This window comes from Candidatus Pelagibacter communis (assembly GCF_001179965.1).
Classification (GTDB): Bacteria; Pseudomonadota; Alphaproteobacteria; order Pelagibacterales; family Pelagibacteraceae; genus Pelagibacter.
The window spans coordinates 1-3668 of sequence record NZ_CVSH01000048.1; the positions used below are offsets into that span (position 1 = coordinate 1).

Below are 3668 nucleotides of genomic sequence, written 5' to 3' on the forward strand. Positions count from 1 at the left end.
TTTACAGCGACTAATATTTTCATTAAGCTCTCAATAAATTATTTTCAGGATCATAAGGACTTTCCTCTAAGATTGTTGCCTCATGCATCTTACCAAGTATATCAATTTTTAATTTTTGTCCAACGTTAGCTAATTCTGGTTTAACCATACCTAGTGCGATAGATTTTCCTAATCTAAAACCAAAATCACCACCTGTTGCTCTACCTATCACTGATCCATTTTCATAAATAGGATTGTTTCCTAAAACATCTGCATCTGTTGTGTTATGAACTTCAAGTGTAATTAATTTATTGTTGAATCCTTTTTCTCTCCATTTATTAAGTGCATCTAGACCTATAAAGTTTCCTTTATTTGGGTGAATAAACCTATCAAGTCCACTCTCGTAGGGAGAATATTCAATTGATAATTCTGTTCCAACTAATTTATAAGATTTTTCTACTCTTAAACTATTCATCGCTCGTATTCCAAATGGTTTTAGATTTAAATCTTTACCTGCCTCCATTAATTTATCAAAAATATGGTTTTGATATTCTATGCCATGATGGAGCTCCCAACCAAGTTCTCCAACAAAGTTAACTCTCATCGCATTTACAGGTGCCTGACCAATATCCACATTTTTAGCACTTAACCATTTAAAATTTTCGTTAGAAAAATCATCTTTTGAAACTCTTTGCATCAATTCTCTAGCTTTTGGCCCAGAGACTACTAATACACCCGTGCTATTTGTTAAATTTTCAAATTGTACTGAGCCATCACTTGGCATCCATTTTAATATCCAATCATGATCTAATCTTTGAAAAGCACCTGCCGAAACTAAATAAAAACTGTCCTCTGCTTCTCGCATAATTGTAAATTCAGAGTGCACACCACCTTTTGTATTTAAAGCATGACACAAATTTATTCTTCCAACTTTTTTTGGAAGTTTGTTGGCGACTAATTTATCTAAAAATTCTTCTGCTTTAGGACCTTTGATTCTACATTTTGCAAAAGCTGTCATATCTAGCAATCCAACATTTTCTTTCACGTTCTTGCATTCTTTTTTTATAGCTTCAAACCATTTTGATCTTCTAAAAGACCAATCGTCCTCTTGTTTCATCCCATCAGTTGCAAAAAAATTTGGTCTCTCCCATCCAAATTTTTGACCAAACACAGCTCCTAAATTTTTCATTCTATCGTAACATGGTGCTGTTCTTAATGGTCTTGCAGCTCCTCTTTCCTCATCTGGATAATGAATTATAAATACATTTCTATATGCTTCTTCATTTTTTTCTTTAAGATATGATTTTGAACAATAATCCCCGTATCTTCTTGGCTCAACGCCTAACATATCAATAGTTGGTTCTCCATCAACAATCCATTCTGCTAATTGCCAACCTGCACCACCAGCTGCTGTAATTCCAAAACTATGTCCCTCATTAATCCAAAAATTTTTCAATCCCCAAGCTGGACCAACTATTGGATTACCATCTGGTGTATAGCATATAGCACCATTATAAACTTTCTTTACGCCAACTTCTCCAAATGCAGGTACACGGTGGATTGCGCCTTCAATGTGAGGAGCAAGTCTATCAAGATCTTCTTGAAATAATTCATACTCAGAGTCTTTTGATGGTCCGTCTACATAACAACATGGAGCACCATCTTCATAAGGTCCTAAAATTAAACCTCCAGCTTCCTCTCTCATGTACCATCTACTATCACTGTCTCTTAAAACTCCCATCTCTGGAAGCCCTTGTTTTTTTCTTTTTTGTATTTCTGGATGCGGTTCAGTCACGATGTATTGATGTTCAACTGGAATAACAGGAATATCTAATCCAACCATCTTACCAGTTTGTCTTGCAAAATTACCAGAACATGACATCACATGTTCACACTCGATAGAACCTTTATCAGTTTCAACAACCCATCCATCTTTTGTTTGTTTAATTCCGACTACATTTGTGTTTCTATAAATTTCTGCGCCTCTATTTCTTGCGCCTGTTGCTAAAGCTTGAGTAAGATCGGCAGGTTGAATGTAACCGTCCTCTGGGTGTTGAATTGCACCAACTAGATCTGAAGTATTACACAGTGGCCAAATTTCTTTTACTTGGTCAGGTGTTAAGAATTTTACATCGACTCCAATTGTTTGTGCAACTCCTGCATACTGATGATATTCATCCATTCGATCTTTAGTGCTTGCTAATCTAATATTTGATACAACACTGAAGCCAACATTTTTTCCTGTTTCTTTTTCTAATGTTTTATAAAGATTGACTGCGTATTTATGAAGTTGTCCCACTGAATAACTCATATTAAACAATGGTAAAAGTCCGGCAGCATGCCAAGTTGATCCGGATGTTAGTTCTTTTCTCTCAACTAAAACAACATCGGACCATCCTTTTTTTGCTAAATGATAAAGTGCGCTTACTCCAACTACACCTCCACCAACTATAACTACTTTAGCTTTTGATTTCATAATTGGATTCCTACTAAATTTCTCATCTTAACGAAACATAAATTTAATAGTCATCATCAGAATCTCTCCAACCCTTCTGGTACATTAGGTAGGCCGCGATAGTCACACTAATTACTCCAACAACCATACCACAATTAATGCCCGCTTCTTTCCCCCAAAGAAACCAACCAATTTGGGTTGCTGCAATAGGTGGAATGCATAAAATTCCCATTAAAATTGCTACTCTTATATAATCAGGTAATTTTGGCATTAGATTGATGACCCCATAGATATTGGTGAGGATACAGCTGTTGTTAACCAACAATCCTTTAGTGGTCCTTCCTCAATAAATTTTTCAACTTGCCATTTAAATTTAAAATATTCTTTTTCAGCATTTAAAATAATTACTTCAAAGGTTGCAACATCCTCTGATAAAAAAATTTCTTTAATTTTATGCTCTTTATGATTCAGCAACATTGAGTATGCCTCACCTTTTAACATAATTTTAAATTTCTCAAGGGGTCCTGTGTATCTTTGGTTATCTGGATGTGCAAATGCCCAAGTCTGCTCGATACCATCATCTTTATATTCTTTGCTATTATTCTTTAATCCTCTTAATTGAATTTTCACAACTTGAAGAGGTTCAATACCATTATTTGGCTTTATTATCTCAGCAAAAGCAAATTTGTTTATTGAAATGACTGATAATATTAAAAAAAAGCTTATAGTTGTTTTAATTTTATTTAAATACATTTTAATTAATAAATTATATCATGTTTAAAAAATTATTAATTTACTAATTAGGACGCACATGAAAATCGGCTTTATTGGATTGGGAAATGTCGGTGGCAAATTAGCTGGTAGTTTACTGAGAAATAAATTTGACCTAACTGTTAGAGATTTAGATAAAAGTTTGACTGATGAATTCAAAAAAAAAGGGGCAAAAATAGCTGAAAACTCCAGAGAGCTTACTGAAGGTGTTGATTTAATAATTACTTGTCTGCCTTCACCAGAAATATGTAAAGATGTGATGGAAGGACCAAATGGTATTCTTAAGGGTATAAGTAAAGACAAAGTTTGGCTAGAGATGAGCACTACAGATGAAGCCGAAGTCAAGAGAATGGGAAAACTAGTATCAGAAAAAGGAGGAATACCCCTTGATGGTCCAGTTAGTGGTGGGTGCCATAGAGCAGCAACAGGTAACATAGCAATTTTTGTTGGTGGAGAAAGAAAA

The 3668-nt window shown here is 34.5% G+C and carries 4 protein-coding genes; 1 reads left to right on the forward strand and 3 read right to left on the reverse strand.

Annotated features, from left to right (window positions below; genetic code table 11):
- Positions 1 to 22 precede the first annotated feature (22 nt).
- From AMN73_RS02035 to AMN73_RS02045, 3 genes are read right to left on the reverse strand one after another with little or no spacing between them, the layout of a single operon-like run.
- The gene (locus tag AMN73_RS02035; RefSeq protein ID WP_075534622.1) at positions 23 to 2455 is read right to left on the reverse strand and encodes a GcvT family protein; all 2433 of its coding nucleotides are present in this window, start codon (positions 2453 to 2455) and stop codon (positions 23 to 25) included.
- 43 nt (positions 2456 to 2498) lie between these two features.
- The gene (locus AMN73_RS02040; protein WP_075534623.1) at positions 2499 to 2705 is read right to left on the reverse strand and encodes a hypothetical protein; all 207 of its coding nucleotides are present in this window, start codon (positions 2703 to 2705) and stop codon (positions 2499 to 2501) included.
- The gene (locus AMN73_RS02045) at positions 2705 to 3187 is read right to left on the reverse strand and encodes a hypothetical protein (protein ID WP_075534624.1); all 483 of its coding nucleotides are present in this window, start codon (positions 3185 to 3187) and stop codon (positions 2705 to 2707) included. Before AMN73_RS02045 ends, AMN73_RS02040 begins: the two co-directional genes overlap by 1 nt.
- Before the next feature lie 58 nt (positions 3188 to 3245).
- On the opposite strand from AMN73_RS02045, the gene AMN73_RS02050 reads away from it, so the two are divergent.
- Positions 3246 to 3668: NAD(P)-dependent oxidoreductase (locus AMN73_RS02050; RefSeq protein ID WP_143323190.1), on the forward strand; the 423-nt coding region annotated here is incomplete at its 3' end.